This is a genomic window from Gemmatimonadota bacterium, assembly GCA_016719105.1.
Taxonomy (GTDB): domain Bacteria; phylum Gemmatimonadota; class Gemmatimonadetes; order Gemmatimonadales; family Gemmatimonadaceae; genus SCN-70-22.
Genome location: JADKAQ010000046.1, coordinates 707,818 through 726,803 on the forward strand (window position 1 = coordinate 707,818; position 18,986 = coordinate 726,803).

Consider the following 18,986-nt stretch of genomic DNA (forward strand, 5'->3'; position numbering starts at 1 on the left):
GCCCACGTCGAGTCGCGGTCGGGGCGCCGGCCGGTCGCCGTCGGGGCGCCGTGGGGGCGCCGACGCGTGGGGGTCGGCGGTTCTCGAAGGGGTCTTGCGGATGAGGAGGGGCGGCCGGGAGAGCGGAAACGCCCTTCCCCTTTCCTGACTGGCGTCCTACGTTGGCGTCCCGAATGGCTCCCGTCCACGACCTTGCTCACATGCTGCAGATGCGCCATGGACTCCTCGCCCGCCAGGCCGCGCTCGCGCTGGCCCTTCTCGTGACCATCTCCGGGCGCGGTGCCGCGCAGGGGACGGGGCACGAGGGGTGGATCTCCCTGTTCGACGGCAAGACGACCGCGGGGTGGCGGGGCTACCGCCAGCAGACCGTGCCGGCCGGGTGGGCGGTGGTGGACGGCGCGTTGACGCGCGTGGCGCAGGGAGGCGACATCGTCACCGACCGCGAATTCGACGACTTCGAGCTCGAGCTGGAGTGGAAGATCCAGCCCAAGGGGAACAGCGGGATCTTCTACCGGGCGACCGAGGAGACGGATCGCATTTTCGAGAACGCGACCGAGGTGCAGGTGCTCGACAACGTCCTGCATCCCGACAACAAGACGCCGCTGACGCTGGCGGGGGCCAATTACGGTCTGTATCCGGCCCCCGCCGACGCCGTCAAGGCGCCGGGCGAGTGGAACACGGTGCGCATCGTCGCCAAGGGCGCGCACGTGGAGCACTGGCTCAACGGCAAGAAGGTCGTGGACTACGAGATGTGGAGCGCGGACTGGAAGGCGCGGGTGGCCAAGAGCAAGTTCGCGCAGTGGCCCACGTACGGGCTGTCGAAGAAGGGGCGCATCGGGTTGCAGGACCATGGCGACCGGGTGGCGTTCCGCAACATCCGCATTCGCCCGCTGCACTGAGTCTCGTTCCCTGCGCCCCTTGTCGGCGCGTCCCGGGCGGACGCCGGCGTATGCGCACTCGTTAGGGACGTGCCCGTCGACGGGACGGCGCCGGCACCGCTGACGATTCCTGACGGTCGGACCCTCGCGCGGAGCGCTGCGCCGCGACAGCTGCAATCGTTCTCACACCCCCTCACCAACCCTGCTTGATGTCCACGCGATTCTCGCTTTCGGTCATGATGTTCCTCCAGTACTTCATCTGGGGGAGCTGGTTCGTCACCATGGGCACGTACCTCGGCCAGGGGTTGCACTTCGAGGACGGGCAGATCGGGCTGGCGTACGGGGCGACGGCCATTGCCGCACTGGTGTCGCCCTTCTTCGTCGGGATGATCGCCGACCGGTTCTTCGCCTCGGAGAAGCTGCTGGCGGTGTTGCACCTGGTGGGGGCGGTACTGATGTACCTGGTCTCCACGCAGACGACGTTCGGCACCTTCTACCCGCTGCTGATCGCGTACGCGCTGTGCTACATGCCGACGCTGTCGCTCACCAACTCGATCTCCTTCCACCACGTGAAGGACCCGGCCAACGACTTCCCGCTCATCCGCGTGCTGGGGACGATCGGGTGGATCGTGGCGGGGATCGTGATCGGGAAAGTGCTGAAGGCCGACGCCCTGGCGACGCCGATGCGCGTGGCCGCCGGCGCCTCGGCGGTGATGGGGCTCTTCGCCTTCCTGCTCCCGCACACGCCACCCAAGGGGGCGGGGTCGCCGTTCAGCATCCGCGACGCCTTCGGCCTGGACGCGTTGCAGCTCCTCAAGGACCGCGACTTCCTGATCTTCACGTTAGGCTCGTTCCTGCTCTGCATCCCGCTGCAGTTCTACTACACCTTCGCCAACCCCTTCCTCAACGAGATCAAGGCGCCGGAGCCGGCCTTCATCCAGACGTTCGGGCAGATGTCGGAGATCGGCTTCATGCTCCTCCTCCCCTTCGCGCTCAAGCGGCTCGGGATCAAGGTGATCATGCTCGTGGGGATGCTGGCGTGGGCGCTGCGCTACCTGGCCTTCAGCCAGGGGGACGCGGGATCGGGGATGTGGCTCATCTACGCCGGGATCGTGCTGCACGGGATCTGCTACGACTTCTTCTTCGTGAGCGGGCAGATCTACACGGATGAGAAGGCGGGGCCGAAGATCCGCGCCGCGGCGCAAGGGTTCATCAACTTCGTCACCAATGGCGTGGGCTACTTCATTGGCGCGTTTGTCTCGGGCGCGGTGGTGAGCCGGTACTCGACTCCCAACCCGGCGTGCGCCGACACCGCGACCGACTGCCTCAAGGTCGTGCACGACTGGCCGGGGATCTGGATCGTCCCAGCGGCCGGCGCCGCTGTGGTTTTCGTGATCTTCCTGCTGCTGTTCCGCCCGCGGTCGGCGGCGACTGCGGCGTAGGTCAACCCTGCTCGCTTGAGTAACTGCTGGACCCCAGCGTGCGCTGGGGTGCTGGCTTCGCTCGCACTCTCATCGTTTCCCATGACTGACTCGATCTCCCGCCGCGACTCCATCAAGAAGACCGCCGCCGGCGTGGCGGCGTTCACGATCGTCCCTCGCCACGTCCTCGGCAAAGGCTTTCGTGCCCCGTCCGACACGCTCAACGTCGCCTGCATCGGCGTGGGTGGCATGGGGTTCAACGACGTGAAGGGGATGGCGCACGAGAACATCTACGCGCTGTGCGACATCGACAGCCGCAACGCCGAGCGCGCCGTCAAGATGTGGCCGCAGGCCAAGCGGTACACGGACTACCGGGAGCTGCTCGCCAAGGAGGCCTCGAGCATCGACGTGGTCACCATCTCCACCCCCGATCACTCGCACGCGCCGGCGACGATGATGGCGCTCAAGGCGGGGAAGCATGTCTACACGCAGAAGCCGCTGGCGCGCACGGTGGGTGAAGTCCGCGCGCTCAAGGACGAAGCGGCGCGGCGGCCGAAGCAGATGACGCAGATGGGGAACCAGGGGCACGCGGGCGAGGGGATTCGCCAGATTCGCGAGATCGTCGAAGCGGGGCACATCGGCAACGTGCAGCGCGTGGAGTTCTGGACCAACCGTCCCATCTGGCCACAGGCGATCAATCGCCCGACCGACATGCACAACGTCCCGCCGACCTTCGACTGGAATCTCTGGTTAGGCCCGGCGGCGGAGCGCCCGTTTCATCCTGGCTACGCGCACTTCAACTGGCGCGGCTGGTGGGACTTCGGGACGGGGGCGATGGGCGACATGGCGTGCCACATCATGGATGCGCCGTTCTGGGTGCTGGGGCTCCGGTACCCGACGCGCGTGATTCCCGAGTCGACGGCGCTCTTTGCCGAAACGGCGCCCAAGATGTCGCGCATCACGTATGAGTTCCCGGCGGCCAACGGGCGTGGTCCGGTGACGCTGACATGGCGTGATGGGAGCATCTACCCGCCGCGTCCCAGCGAGTATGGCCCCGATCGCCCGTGGGTCCCTGACGCCGACGGCGGCCAGTTGTGGATTGGCGACAAGGGGACGCTCATCGCCGGGACCTATGGGCAGGACCCGCAGCTGTGCGATCCGGTCAAGCAGGCGGCGCTCGCCAAGGCGATGCCGGCCAAGAAGTACCCGCGCACCGAAGGGGTCTACAAGGAGCTGACATCGGCCATTCGCGCGGGGGCGCAGCCGGGATCGAACTTCGCCGGATATGCCGGGCCGCTCACCGAGATGATCGTGTTAGGCAACCTGGCCGTGCGTTCGGGGCAGACGATCGACCTCGACACGACGTCGGGTGCGCTCAAGACGACGGGGATTCCGCAGGAATGGATCCTCCCCACGTATCGGAGCGGCTGGACGCTGTAGCGCCACGCCTCATTCCTGTCGACGTGCCAGCACCGGGGCGGCGGACGGTTTCTCGTCCGCCGCCCCGCATCTTTCCCACACGTGCGATTGCTACTGCCCCTCGGGAAAGGCGAAGGGGGCGAGCCACACACGCCACTGCCGGTCGATGTCACCCGGGTCGGCGGTGAACGAGCGCGCCGAGCCTAACGCCGCGGTGAAGTCGCCACCGGTGAGGGCGGTGGTGACGAGGGCGCGCATGTACTCCGGCCCTTCGCGCTTGGCGATGAACTGGACGAGCGAGTAGGTGGAGGCGGCGTAGCGCACGCGCCCGTCGAGCGCCGGCAGTCGTCCGCGTCGCGAGGTCAGCGGCACGTCGGCGCTCCCCGGGGCCGCATCACCCGCACGCGTGAACGGGGCCAGGCACTCCGCGTCGCAGCTGTCGGGGCGCATGAGCGCCGCGACGGTGGGGAGCGAGTCGCGCTCGCGGGCGAGCTGCACGAGCCAGCGATCGTGCACGGGGCTCACGGCGGCGCCTTGCAGCAATCCGAGTCGCAACCAGACCGGGACCCCGTCACGCTGCATCCAGCCAGCGCTGGACGTGTCAGAGGGAACGAGGTCGTGCACGAGCGTGGTGAGCCATTCGCGCGCGGTGGCGAGGACGACCGCCGAGGCGATGTGCATCGACTCGGGGATACGTGGGCGGCCCCGGTCGTCGCGCTGCAGCGAGACGGTGAACGGTGCCACCTGGCGCCGCCCGACGCGCAGGGTGACGCGCACCTCGCGCTGGTCGCTCGTCAGGCGGACGTCGGCCTCGTCGGGGCGCGAACCAAAGATGCGCTCGAAGGCTCTCGCGCCGGCGTTGAGCTCCACGCGCGTCTCCTCCAGCAGGTCGCGCCGGTTGGAGCTGAGGATGAAGCCGACGCCACGCGTGGAGTCGGGGACGGGGAGCAGTTCCGCCTCGCGCAGGTTGGGGGCGCGACCGATGGGGCCACCGCCGATCGCGGTCGCGGGGCCGGCGAGACAAGCGGAGGTGGCGATCGCGAGAAGCGGCGCGACCGCGCGAGCACGGCGGAGGTGAGGGAGCACAGGCGGGGGTGGGGGGAGTCGTCCGGCGGGCAACGGGCGCCCTGCTGGATGATAACGACACGCGGCGCGTCCCGTCCCACCCGCTCGCTAGCGCCGGGTGATCGCCTCACGCACGGGCGAGCCGGCCTTGGGGTTGCGGGCGTTCCAGTCTTCGCCGAGCAAGGCGGCGATGGTGGCCGCCACCTGCGCCTGCGTGACCATCTCGCCACCACTGCGCTCACCTAACGCGGGCGTGTCGGGGCCGAGGATCGCCATCCAGATGTGCTCGGCCCCGTTGACGTCCTGCCCGTGGTCGCGCCATGCGTCGGGGCCGCTCCCGCGTCCATGGTCGGTGGTGATGACGAAGGTCGTGTTACCGCGGTACTCGGGCATCGCCTGCATGGTCGTCCACAGGTCGGCAATGAAGGCGTCGACCTGGTGTGCGGAGCGCAGGAGCAGGTCGTACATCCCCGAGTGGGCCCACTCGTCGGTTTCGCCGTAGCCGACGAAGAGGAGGCGCGGCTTCTGGCGAGCGACGACCTCCTTGGCCGCCAGGTGCATGGGCGCATCGAAGGCGTTGTTGGCCCACATCTGCACGGAGCTGCGGTACAGTTCGTCGATCACGCGCATGCGCGCGGTGGGCGCCTTGGCGGCGGCAAACGGTGGGTCCCACCCGTCGAGGACGGGAATCCCGGCGCGCTCCCGATTGAGGATCCGACGGAAGGCGTCCCAGGTGGCGACGGCCGCGACCTTGCCCGTGAAGCGCGGGCGCGCGTTGAGCCACTCGAAGACCGTCTCGTTGGGATTGGGCGGGTACTCGTTGGAGTCGATGCGCGGGTCGAAGGCGCCGGTGAAGATCTCGTTGTAGCCGGGGTACGAGAACTTCATGGTGTTGGTGATGTGGGCGTCGCTCCCCTTGGTGCGATTGCCGTAGATCACCCCCTGCCTGGCGATCGTCCCCCAGAAGAAGGGGAGGAGTGCCTCGCGTCGCGCTTCGGGCGTCTCGCGCCAGAAGTCCTTCAGGAGCGCGGTGGTATCGCGCACCCCGCCCGCCTTGCGGCTGACGAGCGCCCGCTCGGCGCCGGTGAAGACTTCCTGCCAGCGCAAGCCGTCGGTGACGATGAGGACGACGTTGCGGGTGCGTGGCTGCGCGTGGACGCTGGGCGCGAGGAGCGCGTTCAGCGAGACAAGCGAGCAGAGGGCGACGGCGAAGCGGATGGATCGCATTGCGGGGGCGCGGGACGAAGTGGGTTGCCTGCAAGAGAGTCTGTCGCGCGTCACGGCGCGATCACCGGGGCGCTACGCCCGCGTCACGCCGTGCCACCGGCGCGACTAGAACAGCCCGACCCTTCCCTTGACGGAGTTGATCAGCTTCTGCGGATCGTAGCCGACCCCCTGCCGGAAGACCAACTGCACGTTGCGTACGTCGGCGATGCGCGCCGAGGGATCGCCGTTGATGATGACGAGGTCGGCCTGCTTCCCGACGGCGATGGTCCCGACTTGGGCGTCGCGCCCGAGGTAGGTCGCGCCGTTGAGCGTCCCGACGCGGATCGCCTCGAGCGGCGAGAAGCCACCCTCGACCAGCAGTTCGAGCGCACGTTGGTTGGAGTAGCCGGCGATGACGCCGCCACCCCCCGTGGGATCGGTGCCGACGACCAGAAGGCCACCGGCGCGTGCGAAGGCCAGCTCCATCGCCATCCCCTTGGGGAGGGCGGTGCTGTAGATCGAGCGCGAGACCTTGGCGAGGTTGCCCTGCATCTGCTCGAACTGTTCGCGGAGCTGCGGCGTGAGGACGTCGATGCCGGGGGGCATGGGGCGTCCTGGGGTGAAGGTCTCGAAGACGGTCATCGTCGAGGTGATCGCCACCTTCCGCTTCACCAGCTCGGCCACCAGCGCGGTGAACTCGGGCGATGTCACCTCGAGTGCGGTGAGCGACTGCATCCCGCCCTGCCGCGGGCATTCGTCGGGCTTCTTGTCGGCGACGAAGTCGGTGGCAGCGAGGAAGCCGTGTTCGAGATCGTCGATGCCTAACGCCGCCGCCTCGCGATAGGTGACCGAGCAGAGGTGTCCGGTGACCTTCATCCCGCGCTTGTGCGCCTCGGCGATCGCCGCGCCCAGGACGTCGCGATGGATCTGCATGTACGCCTTGAACGACGTCGCCCCCTGGTCGGCCCACCAGTTCACGAAGCGCCGCGCCTCGTCTGGCGACTCGAGGGCGCGCATCTGGCCAAAGGGGTTGGGGCCGTTGACGTACGGCGCCGTCGCGTCGATCCACGGCCCCGGCTTGTCGCCGCGGGCGATGGCCTTGGCGATGATGAGCTCCCCGTAGCCGTTCATGTTGCCGCCCGTGCGCATCGAGGTGACGCCGCCGGCGAGATAGAGGCGCGAGAACGACTCGCTCACGTTGCCGTACACGCCGGGCCCCGTGGGATAGAAGAGGTGTTCGTGCACCATCACCAGGCCGGGGATGACGCTCTTGCCGGCGAGGTCCATCACCAGCGCGCCCGCCGGGACCGGTGTCGAGGCCGCGGGGCCAACGGCGGCGATGCGTCCGTCGCGAATGATGAGGACCTGTCCGTCGCGCGCCGCGGCCCCGGTGCCGTCGATGACGCGCACGTTGGTGAGGGCGACGAGCGACGAGTCGACGCTGACGTACTGGCGCGTGGCGGCCGACAGCGTGGGGCGCTGGGCGCCTACTCGGTTCGGCGAGAGCGACGTGAGCGAGACGATCCCGAGCAGGACGAGCGCGTGATTGCGCGCCGAACGAGCGCGAAGTAGGCGCGCGGGGAGACTCGAGGCATGGGGGGGCGCGTGAGGGACGGTGCAAGCGAGCGCGGGACGATACCGTCCCCCACCGCTGTGGTCAAACGCAGCGGTCCGCCACGCGACGCGCGTTCAGCGGCGGCGGATGCACCCCCGCGCCACCGCGCGTCGGCGCCACCGCGCGTCGGCGCCACCGCCTACTTGGCGAGGATCCCGTTCAGGATCGTCTTCGCCAGGTCCTTGTCGTAGTCGACAGCGTTTCGCCGGGCGATGACCTCGACCTTGGTCGTGGCGTCGGAGGCGCGCTGCAGGTCGACCGTCACCTCGAACTCCCCCTTCTGTCCCACCAGTCGGCGCTTGATCCCGTTGTCCTCGGTGCTGCGCCCCGTCTCCGTGACACCATTCTGGCCGAAGGAGGCAACCGCGCGATCGAAGGCCTGGTCCACCGTACCGGCGACATCGGAGGATGCCCCCCGGTTGGTGTAGACGATGGCCCCCGCTGCTCCCGCCCCTGCAGCGGCGAGGAAACAGCCGCTGAGGGCGACGGGTGCGGCGGCGAGCAGGAGTCGCAACACGATGAGACGGGGGCGCATGCACAGCTCCGGGAGTGGGGAGGGTGCCTGCAACATACCCCCGCGCGCGTCTGGCGTGCCCGACCGGTGTTGCGTTAGGCGACCCCGGCCATGGCGAGGTGCCGGCGGAAGCACCGGGGTCGCACCTCGCTACGGAGTGTCGAGGTGCAGCCCGAACGTTGCCAGCCGCAACGGCCCGAGCGCGGACGACAGCGAGAGGCGGAAGCGCTGGGCACGGATCGTGTCGATGCGCGCCAATCGTGTGTAGCCGATGGTGGTCCCGCGGGCGACGTCCTGCCACCCCCCTGCGACCTCGGCGGCGAGCGTCCAGCGCTCGACGACCTGCCCCAGGGCGATGGGCTCCTGCAGGCGGATCACGTTGCAGCTGACCGCCTGCGGCAGCGCCACGTCGAGCACGGCCTCCGTCGCGCCGTCGGGGGCGCTCCACCAGCGCGTCGCGTCACCACGTACCACGGCGCCGGCATCCCGCCCGCTCCCGCGCACGCGCGCACCGCGCGCCAGGTCGCGCGCGAGCATTGCCCGCCGTCGGGCGCCGAACGCTGCCAACGCCTGCACATCGGCATCGTGCAACAGCCCATCGCGCGTGGGTGGCACGTTGAGCAGCAGCTTGCTGTTGCGCCCGACGGAGCTGAAGTACAGCGACATCAGGTTCTCCGCGCTCCGCACCTTGTCGTCCTCGGCCGGGTGCCAGAACCACCCGGGGCGAATCGAGACGTCGGTCTCGCCGGGGCGCCAGACGCTGCCGCGCGGATCGCCCTCCTGCAGCAGCGCGCCCACGTTGGGAGCGTCGTACCCGGCATACGGCACGCTCGCCGGGTCGATGGTGCTCCAGCACGTCTCGCCCGCGACCCCCTTCTCGTTGCCGATCCACCGCACGTCGGGGCCGGCATCGGAGAACATCACGGCCTGCGGCGCCAGCCGGCGCACGGTGGCGTGCATGCGCGCCCAGTCGTAGACCTGTCGCTTCCCGTTAGGCCCTTCGGCATTGGCCCCGTCGAACCAGACCTCGACCACGGGGCCGTAGCGCGTCAGCAGTTCTTCCAGCTGTGCACAGTAGTAGTCCATGTACGGCGTCCCGCTGCCGTAGCGTGGCTCATGCCGGTCCCACGGCGACAGGTAGAGCCCGAGCCCGAGCCGTTCGGCGCGACAGGCGTCGGCGACCTCACGTACGACGTCGCCGCTCCCGCCTCGCCACGGCGACGAGGCGACCGAATGCCGGGTATGCGCGCTGGGCCACAGGCAGAAGCCGTCGTGGTGCTTGGCGGTGAGGACGATGGAGCGGAAGCCGGCGCCGCGCGCGGCACGCGCCCACTGCCCGGCATCGAAGCGCACGGGATTGAAGATGCGCGGATCCTCGGTCCCGTCACCCCACTCGCGATCGGTATACGTGTTGACGCCGAAGTGGGCGAAGAGCGCGAGTTCATCGCGCTGCCAGGCGAGCTGCGCCGGCGTCGGCACCGGTCGCGCAGCGTGCCGGGTGTAGCGGCCGCCAGATGCAAGATGCGGGAGGCGCCCGCCGACCACGAACGCCCCCGTCACCCCGAGAAAGTCGCGACGCCTCACGTGTTGCGCCTCACGGGGTCCAGGTCCCCTTGGCCACCGCCGGCACGAACGCATCGATGCCGCGTGGCGGATAGGCGAGCGTGCGCCCCTGCTCGGCGCTCTGGTACGCCGTCATCAGCACGCGCACCACCTCGACGCCATCGTCGAAGGTGAGCTTGGGCTTCTCCTTCCCGAGGAAGGCCCGCACGAAGTGGCGATCCTCGTCGGTGTAGCCGTACGCGATGTACTCCTGCGGCACCACCGGCATTACCCCCTGCTCGGCGTTCTGCTTCTCCACCAGGTCTTCGCCGGCGCGCCCCGTCACCTCGCGCGAAAAGAAGAGCTGCAGCCCGCTGTCGAGCGAGTTCCATCGCATGGAGTACTCGGGGCCCAGCAGCTCGGCCGACAGCCGCAATCCGGCACCGACGAACGACCACGAGGTGCTGGCCTCGCCGATCACGCGATGCCCATCCGACGTCTCGAACTCGATGGTGAGCGAGGCAAAATCCTCGGAGGGCGCCTTGAGGTAGTCGACCGCCTTCCCCATGGTCGCCTTGAGACGCTTGGCGTACTTGGGGCGCGACCACTTGAGCGAGGCGATGTGCGCGCTGATGCGCACCGGCTTCACGGTACTGAGCGACTCCCCGGGCTTAGTGAGGAGGTGCCGCACCACGAGCGCCGAGTGGCACATCATGTCGTTGAGCACACCGCCGCCCTGCAGCTTCCCCTGCCAGAACCACGGCGTGTGCGGTCCGCTGTGCTCCTCGGCGGCGCGCGCGAGGTACGGACGCCCGGTGGTGGCGGCACCGCGCGCCCAGAGCAAGGCGTGCCCCGCCGAGACGTGCGGGGCGAAGAGCTGGTCCTCGAGGTACCCGTGGACCAGCCCGACCGATTCGACCAGCTTCTGCACCTGCTTGGCCTCGGCGACGTTGCGGGCCAGCGGCTTCTCGCAGGCGATCCCCTTCAGCGTTCCCTTGCCGCGGGCGATGGTGTCGACGATCTCCTCGACGTTCTCGATGCGCGCGTGGTTGGGCCCGCACAGCCAGATGGCATCGATGGCGGGATCGGCGACCATGGCCGCAATGCTCTTGTAGGGCTTGGCGGCGCCGACGTCGACGTCGCGCGCGAGAGCCGCCGCGCTCGCGGCGCTCCGCCCGTTGGGGCTCCACACGCCGAGGACGTCGGCATCGCGCACGCCGCGCCACCCTTGGATGTGGAAGCGCGCATTGAAACCCGAACCGATGAAACCGACACCTAAGGGCATGGAAGACGGGAAGACGGGAAGACGGGAAGACGAGATGGACTGGCGTGCGGAATCTGCGGGTCATGAGCGGGGGGTGGAAAGGGGGCACACCGCTCCGCGTCCCGTTGCTGTCACTCGTCTTCTCGTCTTCCGTCTTCCCGTCTTCCCGCCCAAGGGCGTCGCCGGGGGGAGGACGATGGCGTGCTGACTAGTGCGTTCTCTCGTGTGAACGTGCGAACTGCGCGACCTGGTGCACGAAAGCCTCCAGCCGCGTGCGAATGTTGGTGAGGTGCTGGCCGTCGTAGACGATGTCCAGCCATGGCAGCTGGTTGAAGTCGGCGCGCACACGCGAGGCCATTCCTGCGACGATGATCCCCGGCATGCAGGAGAAGGGCATCACGTTCACCACGCCGCTCACGCCGTGGCGCGCCAGTTCGATGGTCTTGGCGAGCGTGAGCGTCGTCTCCATCCCCAGCAGTGGATCGAAGTACGGGCGCACCATGTCGAACATCTCGCGCATGCTGGAGTCCGGCGGGTGACGCAGCAGGTGCGCGATCGGCGCGCGCAGGCGCTTTTCGGCAGTGCGCTGGTAGATGGACAGCCCCTTGGTGCCCATGAGGGAGAGCCAGGTCCCGAAGAGGCGGTCGCGGTCCATCTTGGTCTCGTCGACGAAGTGCAGCCACTCGCCCACCGATCCCGAGATCGCCTCTGCTCCCGCCGCCTCGATCTGGCGGATCATCTCCTGGTTCCCGTGCGGGTTGAGCATCACGTAGATCTCACCCAGGAAGGCGACGAGCGGGCGTGGGGTGGAGCGATCGACCGGGAGCGACTCGAAGTCGCGCGCGATCTCGCGCATGGCGCGCATCAGGTGCGCCCCACCCCCCTGCTCCATCGCCTGGGTGAGCCGTGCGATGCCGCGCTGGTACGCCGCGTCGGTGACGCCGGGCTCGAGTTCGTACGGGCGGAACTCATGCAGGAGCTTGAGCAGGAGGTCGACCGTCACCACGCCGCTCCACGCCAGCAGCCGCAACGCGCGCGGGCGCTCGCCGAAGCCCCGATAGGAATTCTCTGACGTGGGCGACAGGATCTCGGCGTCCGCATAGCCCTGGCGATCGAGGAGGGCGCGTTGCAGCACGCGATACTGCCCGAAGCGGCACGGCCCCGGGCTCCCCGGGAGGAGGAAGGCCGAGTGCGCGGTGTCGAAGCCCGGCGTCCGGCAGGCGCGGATCACGTCGCCGATGGCGAGGAAGCAGGGGAGGCACTCGCGACCGCGACAGAGCGAGAGCCCGATGTCCATCGTCTGATCGTTCGGGGGCGGGAGCGCCTCGCTGCGGATGCCGTGATGCCGGAGCGCGGCCGCCAGCACCAACGCATGATCCGACATGAACGGGATGTAGACCGTCTTCTCGGTCAGCGGCAGCGTGGACGCCGAGCGCTCCGCCGCAACGGAGGGAACATCCGGCAACACGGGAAGGGCGACGTTAGGCATCAGGCCACCTGACGGATGTTGAGGCTGTCGAAGAAGGCCTCGCAGCGGGTGATCATCCCGGCGTCGGCGGTGTGTTCGTCCACCTCGAGTTCAAGGAACGGCTTGTCCCCGATCTGCTCATGGAAAAAGGTGATCAGGAAGGCGTCGGGGCCGCAGTTGAAGTTGGTGAGGTAGATCGCCTGCAACCGGTCGTCACCGCGGATCACGTTGGCCGCGCGCAGGATGTCCTGCCCCGAGCGCCAGTACATGTCCTCGTGCAGGTCGGGGAGCGTCGCCTGCTCGAGCGGGAGGAAGTCCATGGGGATGGGGAGCACCCCCATGCGCCGGAGCTTGTACGGCAGGTCGAGGTTTGCCCCCAGGTCGCCACCGTTGTATGGGCGCCCGACGATGACCGCCGCGGGCTGTCCGGGGACGATCGCCTCGAGCGCCTCACGCCCGGCCTGCCGCACCGCGCCTTCGAAGGCCTTCTGCGATGCCCAGCCGGCTTGGATGGCCCGGTCGATGTCCGCGCCGCTCGTGGCGCCGAGTTCCTTCGCCAGCGCGGTGAGTTCAAGCCGGGCCGCCCGCGCGTTCTGCAGGTGCAACGGCCGCGACACGATCGGTGGCGCCCCCGGCGTGTTCCCGAGGTTGGCGATGAGGAGCGACGGGGTGGAGAGCACCAGCGGGCACGAGTGGTTGTGCGGCTGGCCCGGCACCGCATCGGGGCGCGTCATGATGCTCGGCGCCAGGACGACGTCCACGTCGTGCTCAAAGAGGTCGAGCAGGTGCCCGAAGGCGAGCTTGACCGGGAAGCACGACTCGAGCGCAGCGCTGGCGATGGTCTTGCCGACGATGGCCGGGTTGGTGGGTGACGACAGGACGACGTCGAAGTCGAGCGCGTGAAGGAAGCCGCGCCAGAACGGGAAGAAGTCGAAGAAGGTGAGGTTGCGCATCAGCCCCACGCGCCGGCGTCGCGGCTCGCTGGACGGGCGCGCCCCCGGATCGACCCAATCGCCCAGGAGCAACCGCTCGCGCGTGGCGAAGTGGTCGGGAATCGCCGCCCACGACTGGTCGCCGGCGCGTCCTGCTTCCTCGAACTTGTCGCAGCGGGCGCCGTAGAAGAACGGCGACTCCCCTTCGATCGTGACCTTGTGCACCTCGCACAGGTTGGGGCAGGCCTTGCACTCGAAGACCGAACTCTCGTAGTGGCGCTGCGAGAGGTCGAAGCCCCGAAAATGGGTCGACGGCGGCGTGTTCCCATTGCCGCTGGCGTTGACGCGGCGCGCCATCGACTCGCGGGCGAGCATGGCGGCGCCGATGGCCCCCGTCACGTCGTGGTTGGGTGGGACGATGATCTCCTTCTTCGTGAGGGCAGCGAAGGCCGAGACCACGCTCTCGTTGGCCGCCACGCCCCCCTGGAAGAGGACGTGATCTCCCAGCGCCCGTCCGTTCACCACGCGATTGAGGTAGTTCTCGGCGATGGAGTAGGCGAGGCCGGCGGTGAGGTCGGCGACCTTGGCACCATGCTGCTGGTGGTGCACCAGGTCCGACTCCATGAAGACCGTGCACCGCTCGCCTAACGCCGACGGGCAAGGCGACGCGTAGGCCAGCTCGCTGAAGTCGTTGCGGATGTTGATGCGCAGCCGGTCGGCCTGCTCCTCGAGAAACGACCCGGTCCCGGCGGCGCAGGCGTTGTTCATCGTGAAGTCGACCACCGCGCCTCGGTTGATGCGCACGAACTTGCTGTCCTGCCCGCCGATCTCGATGAGCGTGTCGACTTGCGGATCGATCCACACCGCGGCGCGCGCCTGCGCCGTGATCTCGTTGCGCACCGAGTCCGCGCCGACGAAGTCGCCGGTGAGGTAGCGCCCCGATCCCGTCACGCCGACGGCGCGCACGCGCACACGACTCCCCACCTCGAGGCCGGTACGCATCAACCCGTCGCGCACCGCTTCGAGCGGGCGCCCCGCCGTGGGGAGGTACTGCCGGGCAACGACGCGGTTGTCGTCGTCGATGAGGACGACGTTGGTGCTGACCGATCCGACGTCGATTCCGAGGGACACGTCGATCGGGGCGGCCTCGGCGATGGGGAGGGCGCGTCCGGTCGTCAGATGATGCGCCAGGCGCGACAGCGGCGGCATCGACTCGTGCGCCGTGTCGTGCTTGAGCGCCTCGTCCAGCGCACTAAAGCCGAGGAACCGGCGCCCCTGCCCACGCTCGGCATCGTCCATCGCCACGAAGGCGGTCCCGATCGCCGCCATGAGGCAGTGGTACTCGGGGACGATGATGCTCCCGGGTGGCACCTTGAGGACGGTCTCGAAGGCGCGCGTGACGGCGGCGTTGTACGCCACGCCCCCCTGGAAGAGGATCGGCGGGACGAAGCGCTTCCCCTTCCCGATCACCGTCGTGAAGTTGCGCGCCATGGCCAGACAGACCCCCATCAGGATGTCGGGGAGAGGCGTCCCCACCTGCTGCAGGTGGATCATGTCCGACTTGGCAAATACGGTGCAGCGACCGGCGATGCGCGCCGGGTTGGTGCTGGTGAGCGCGAGTCGCGCGTACTCCTGGTCGATCGCGACGCCGAGGCGCTCGGCCTGCTGGTCGAGGAAGGCGCCGGTTCCGGCCGCGCACAGCGCGTTCATCGCGAAGTCCTCGAGCAGCATCTGCTGGCTCGAGGGGTCCCAGCGCACGGAGAGGAGCTTGGAGTCCTGTCCGCCAATCTCGATGACGGTGCGTGCTTCGGGGTGATAGGCGCCGATCGCGCGCGTCTGCGCGACGAGTTCGTTGACGTGCGTCCCGCCGATGAGGTCGGCGACCGGTCCGCCACCCGAGCCGGAGAGCCCTAACCCGAGAATGGTGGCATCGCCGATGACGTCGGCGAGTTCATCCACCGCCTCAAGGAGCGCCTGGCGCGGTCGCCCCCGGGAGCGCACGTAGCGCCAGTCCAGCAATCGGCGGTTGGAATCAAGGACGACGACCTTGACAGTCGTCGAGCCGATGTCGATGCCCAGGAAGATGCCACCCATACCCCCTCCCGCCAGGTCGTACCAGACGATTCACCTCTGGCAGCCCCGGCGCATCGCCGGTTCCACGTCTCTTGTGTGAGTGTTTCACTGGCCCGCATTCGGCATGTAGAGCGTTGCCTGTGAACCATGGGCATGCGGCTGAGGCTGCCGGTGCGGGGAGGGGCGCCCTTGCCCTGATGCGCTATTCGCCTGGCGGCGCTGACACGGCGACTGAAGCGCCGCGTCTCCAACGACTAGGGGGCGGCCGGGGGCTCGTCGAGGCGGGCCGTCCTGCCGACGATCACCGTGATGTTGTCGCGTCCGCCCCCGTCGAGGGCGTCCTGCAGCAGCGCCTCGCAGGCCTCGCGCGCCGACGTCATCGCCAGCAAGCGCTCGCGGATGCGCGCATCGTCGACGTGGCGCGTGAGCCCATCGCTGCACAGCAGATGCACCATCCCCCACGCGTTCTGCACGCCGGTCACGACGGGCGACGACTGCGCCCCACCGATGGCGCTGGCCAGGACGTTGGAGAAGCGTGCGACCTTCTGGTCGGTACGCGTGAGGACACCGAGGTCGATGAGCTCCTGCGCGATGGTCTGGTCGCGCGTGACCTGCGTGAGCTCTCCGTCGCGCATGAAGTAGTAGCGCGAGTCGCCGACCTGGAGCAGGTAGATGCGCGGCCAGACGCCGAGGAACAGCGTGAGCGTCGTCGCCATGCCGCGTCGGCCCGGGAGGGCGGCGCTGCGCTCGTTCAGCGCCTCGTGGACGCGCAGCGCCGCTGACTCGAGGGTGCGACGAAAGGCCTCGTCGTCGCCGGCATCGGCGGTGTAGAAGCAGGTCGCCGAGTCGTTGACGTACTGGCTCATCGACTCCAGGGCGAAACGGCTCGCCTCTTCACCAGCGAAGCCGCCCCCCACGCCATCGGCGACCACGGCGAGAAAGGCAAGGCGATCGGTGTCGCGCTGCACGCCGCCGAGCGCCGGGAGGCTCGTGAGGTGTACGCGCATCTGCCGGTGCAGCGAGGCGATGAGGAAGTTGTCCTGGTTCTCGGTGCGCACCTTCCCCGGATGCGTCAGGCCGTACACGTCGATCTCGTCGTCGCGCGGCTTGCGGACGGCGCTCGGGACTTCGGCCGGCTCCTCACGTATCGCCATCTTCCCCTCCGCTGGTGCGCACCTACGTGCGTCGATGTCGGGTCGCGCGGTTACGGCGTGGGCGCCACCAACGCCTGGTACACGAGCGTCGGGAACTTGGCCGCGAGGTCGGTGCGGTTGGGAATCTGCTGCACCATGAAGACGACGACCAGCTTTTCCTTCGGATCCACGCGATAGTTGGAGCCGTACGCCCCACCCCAGCCGTACGCCCCCTGCGAGCTCATCCCGTTGGCACCGAAGCTGTCGACGGTCTGAAAGCCGAGGCTGAAGCCGAGCCCCGAGGTGGAGTGCAGCGTCCCCACGTGGTTGGTCGTCATGAGCTGCACCGTCTTGGGCGCGAGGATGCGCACGCCCTCCAGCTCGCCACCGTTGAGCAGCATCTGCAGGAAGCGCGCATAGTCACGCGCCGTGGAGACGAGTCCCGCGCCCCCCGCAAACGAGCGGCGCGGACCGTCGAGGTAGTTCCCCTGCCCGCGGGGTCCGTCGGGGGCGCGCGACGCTGACCCGTCGGTGTTGCTGCCATACACCGCTGCCAGCCGGTCGCGCTTGCCTGTGGGGACGAAGAAGTGCGTATCGACCATGCCTAACGGCCCGGTGATGCGCTCGGCAATGAAGGCGTCGAGCGCCATCCCCGACGCCTTCTCGACCACGCAGCCGAGGATGTCGGTGTTGTAACCGTAGACCCACGCCTCACCCGGCTGCGCAACAAAGGGGAGTGACGCGAGGCGCTCCATCGTCTCGCACACGGGTTCGTCCTTGTCGGCCGTGTACCATCCGAATCCAGCGGCGGGGCCAAGCCCTTTCGCTTCGTACAGTTTGGCGACATGGGCGTCGGTGCCGTACGAGATGCCGGCCGTGTGCGTCAGGAGGTCACGTATGGTGATGGCGCGCTTGGCCGGCACGATGGCGACGCCGGTGTCCGTGCGCGTTGCGACCATCGTGCGACTGTAGGCCGGGATGAAGCGACTCACCGGATCGCTGATGGCGATCTTCCCCTCTTCGACCAGCGCCATGATGGCCACGCTGGTAATGGCCTTGGTCTGCGAGGCAATGCGGAAGAGCGCGTCGGGCGTCATGCGGCGCCCCGCCTCCATGTCGCTCCACCCCACCGCCTTCTCGTAGACGACGCGCCCGTTGCGCAGGACGAGCCCGACCGCCCCCGCCACCTTATGCTCGTCGACGTACGACTGCATGAAGCGGTCGATGCGCGCCAGGCGCTCGGCGGAGAAGCCGTTCGCCGCGCGCGGCGCGCTCCCGGTCTGCGTCTGTCCCGGACGCCAGAAGGGGCGCTTGGCGGTCTGCTGCGCCGGAAGCGCGGAGAGCGCGAGCAACGCGGGGGCGATGGTCGCGAGGGCGATGACGCGTGGGGAGCTTCGCAGCATGGTGGTCAGCGGAAATGACAGGTGGTGAAGCCGTGAACGTCGGTCGCGCGCCGTGGCCGGGGCAACGCGTGTGTCACTTCGGCGTGCGAATGCGCATGAGTCCTTCCTGCGCAACCGACGCCACCAGCACGCCGTCGCGGGTGAAGATCGAGCCGCGCACGAAACCGCGCGCCCCCGCCGCAGCGGGACTGTCCATCACATACAGCAACCACTCGTCGGTGCGGAAGGGGCGATGCATCCAGAGTGAGTGATCGAGCGACGCCATCTGCAGCCCTTTGGTACGAAAGGCGATCCCGTGGGGGCCGAGGGCGGTTGGGAGGAGCCCGTAGTCCGAGGCGTAGGCCAGCACGGCCTGATGCGTGAGCGCGTCGTCGGGGAGCGGCCCAGCGGCGCGGAACCAGACGTGTCGAACGGGCGGGCGCACCTCGGCGCGGAACGGGTCGTTCGGGACGACCGGGCGGAAGTCGATGGGACGATCCTGCGTGAGGACGGGGCGCAGCGATTCGGGGATGCGATCGGCCATCTCACGGATGAGCGAGAGTTCGGGGGCGAGCGACTCCGGGGGGACGACCTCGGGCATTCCCTCCTGGTGCTCGAGCCCTGGCTCGGCGATGTGGAAGGAGGCCGAGAGGTTGAAGATCGCCTGGCCGTGCTGGATGGCGGTGACGCGACGCGTGGTGAAGGAGTTGCCGTCGCGCAGGCGATCGACGAAGTAGACGATGGGTGCGTTGAGGTCGCCGGGGAGGATGAAGTAGCCGTGCACCGAGTGGGCCTCGCGTTCGCCCTCCACGGTGCGGCGTGCCGCCACGAGTGCCTGGGCAAAGACCTGGCCGCCGAAGACGCGTCCCGTCCCGACATCGCGATTGCTGCCGCGATAGATGTTGACCTCGAGCGGCTCGAGGTCGAGGAGGGCGAGGAGGTCAGCCGATGCAGCGGACATGTTGATCCTGGATGATGAAGGGGCGGCGGGGCGCGTCGTGGATCGCGCCGCGCGTCGGTAGAGCCGTGCACTTCGGCGCCGGCGTGCGGCGCCGCACGTGCAGTCAGTTGGTG

The 18,986-nt window shown here is 68.8% G+C and carries 14 protein-coding genes; 3 read left to right on the forward strand and 11 right to left on the reverse strand.

What is annotated here, in order from left to right; all coding sequences use genetic code 11:
- The first annotated feature begins 209 nt into the window (after positions 1 to 209).
- The 3 genes from IPN47_26985 (at position 210) to IPN47_26995 (ending at position 3,739) form a co-directional block, all read left to right on the forward strand.
- Positions 210 to 899, forward strand: a complete 690-nt coding sequence (locus tag IPN47_26985) for a DUF1080 domain-containing protein (GenBank protein ID MBK9411627.1) — start codon at positions 210 to 212, stop codon at positions 897 to 899.
- A 188-nt stretch (positions 900 to 1,087) separates the two neighbouring features.
- Positions 1,088 to 2,320, forward strand: coding sequence for a nucleoside permease (locus tag IPN47_26990; GenBank protein MBK9411628.1), 1,233 nt, complete (start codon positions 1,088 to 1,090; stop codon positions 2,318 to 2,320).
- An 81-nt stretch (positions 2,321 to 2,401) separates the two neighbouring features.
- Positions 2,402 to 3,739: a Gfo/Idh/MocA family oxidoreductase gene (locus IPN47_26995; protein MBK9411629.1), complete on the forward strand. Its 1,338-nt coding sequence runs from the start codon at positions 2,402 to 2,404 to the stop codon at positions 3,737 to 3,739.
- 90 nt (positions 3,740 to 3,829) lie between these two features.
- Here the strand turns inward: IPN47_26995 and IPN47_27000 are convergent, their stop codons facing one another.
- From IPN47_27000 to tesB, 11 genes are all read right to left on the reverse strand, one after another.
- Positions 3,830 to 4,804 (reverse strand): hypothetical protein, encoded by a 975-nt coding sequence (locus tag IPN47_27000; GenBank protein MBK9411630.1) that lies wholly within the window; start codon positions 4,802 to 4,804, stop codon positions 3,830 to 3,832.
- An 87-nt stretch (positions 4,805 to 4,891) separates the two neighbouring features.
- Positions 4,892 to 6,010: an alkaline phosphatase family protein gene (locus IPN47_27005; GenBank protein MBK9411631.1), complete on the reverse strand. Its 1,119-nt coding sequence runs from the start codon at positions 6,008 to 6,010 to the stop codon at positions 4,892 to 4,894.
- A gap of 105 nt (positions 6,011 to 6,115) precedes the next feature.
- Positions 6,116 to 7,522, reverse strand: a complete 1,407-nt coding sequence (locus IPN47_27010) for an amidohydrolase family protein (protein MBK9411632.1) — start codon at positions 7,520 to 7,522, stop codon at positions 6,116 to 6,118.
- A 221-nt stretch (positions 7,523 to 7,743) separates the two neighbouring features.
- Positions 7,744 to 8,139, reverse strand: coding sequence for a DUF3568 family protein (locus tag IPN47_27015; protein MBK9411633.1), 396 nt, complete (start codon positions 8,137 to 8,139; stop codon positions 7,744 to 7,746).
- A gap of 129 nt (positions 8,140 to 8,268) precedes the next feature.
- Positions 8,269 to 9,756, reverse strand: coding sequence for an alpha-L-fucosidase (locus IPN47_27020; GenBank protein MBK9411634.1), 1,488 nt, complete (start codon positions 9,754 to 9,756; stop codon positions 8,269 to 8,271).
- Positions 9,713 to 10,945, reverse strand: a complete 1,233-nt coding sequence (locus tag IPN47_27025; protein MBK9411635.1) for a Gfo/Idh/MocA family oxidoreductase — start codon at positions 10,943 to 10,945, stop codon at positions 9,713 to 9,715. The genes IPN47_27020 and IPN47_27025 overlap by 44 nt, the downstream gene beginning before the upstream one ends.
- A 187-nt stretch (positions 10,946 to 11,132) precedes the next feature.
- A complete protein-coding gene (locus IPN47_27030) occupies positions 11,133 to 12,413 on the reverse strand; it encodes a hypothetical protein (protein MBK9411636.1) in 1,281 nt (426 codons plus the stop codon).
- Complete coding sequence (locus IPN47_27035) at positions 12,413 to 15,418, reverse strand: ATPase (GenBank protein MBK9411637.1); 3,006 nt, start codon at positions 15,416 to 15,418, stop codon at positions 12,413 to 12,415. Before IPN47_27035 ends, IPN47_27030 begins: the two co-directional genes overlap by 1 nt.
- A 233-nt stretch (positions 15,419 to 15,651) precedes the next feature.
- Complete coding sequence (locus IPN47_27040) at positions 15,652 to 16,551, reverse strand: serine/threonine-protein phosphatase (GenBank protein MBK9411638.1); 900 nt, start codon at positions 16,549 to 16,551, stop codon at positions 15,652 to 15,654.
- Positions 16,552 to 16,601: 50 nt separating this feature from the next.
- The gene (locus tag IPN47_27045) at positions 16,602 to 17,933 is read right to left on the reverse strand and encodes a beta-lactamase family protein (protein ID MBK9411639.1); all 1,332 of its coding nucleotides are present in this window, start codon (positions 17,931 to 17,933) and stop codon (positions 16,602 to 16,604) included.
- A 73-nt stretch (positions 17,934 to 18,006) separates the two neighbouring features.
- The gene (gene tesB / locus IPN47_27050; protein MBK9411640.1) at positions 18,007 to 18,873 is read right to left on the reverse strand and encodes an acyl-CoA thioesterase II; all 867 of its coding nucleotides are present in this window, start codon (positions 18,871 to 18,873) and stop codon (positions 18,007 to 18,009) included.
- Between the last annotated feature and the right edge of the window lie 113 nt (positions 18,874 to 18,986).